This is a genomic window from Sulfitobacter sp. CW3 (assembly GCF_019392245.1).
Taxonomy (GTDB): domain Bacteria; phylum Pseudomonadota; class Alphaproteobacteria; order Rhodobacterales; family Rhodobacteraceae; genus Sulfitobacter.
The window spans coordinates 1-267 of record NZ_JAHXRL010000268.1 but is presented as its reverse complement, the minus strand read 5'-3'; the positions used below and the strand labels follow the sequence as shown (position 1 = coordinate 267).

Genomic DNA, 267 nt, shown 5'->3' with positions numbered 1-267 from the left:
ACCCAAAAAAGCAAAGTAGAGATTCGCCTTATTGGCACCGACGAATGCGCCATAGCCGCTTATCAATAGAAAGACTGTAATGCCAATCAGAATTGACCAGAACGCTCGCCCACTCCACCCGGAGTTCGAGAACCGGGCGAACAAGGAGCGAGGCTCTACGCCTGATGAGGTCAACGGCACGGGCATGGAAACCTCCTATTTTCTCGAGTTCGCCTTCTCAGTGGATTCGGAAAGCGACCGTAGGAACTGCTTGGATACGCGCTCCGC

Annotated in this window: 1 protein-coding gene; it reads right to left on the bottom strand. The window is 53.6% G+C overall.

Annotation, left to right across the window (positions count from 1 at the left end; genetic code table 11):
- Positions 1-186 (bottom strand): hypothetical protein (locus tag KZZ06_RS21030; RefSeq protein WP_219581893.1); only part of this gene is annotated, 186 nt, incomplete at its 3' end.
- Positions 187-267 lie beyond the last annotated feature (81 nt).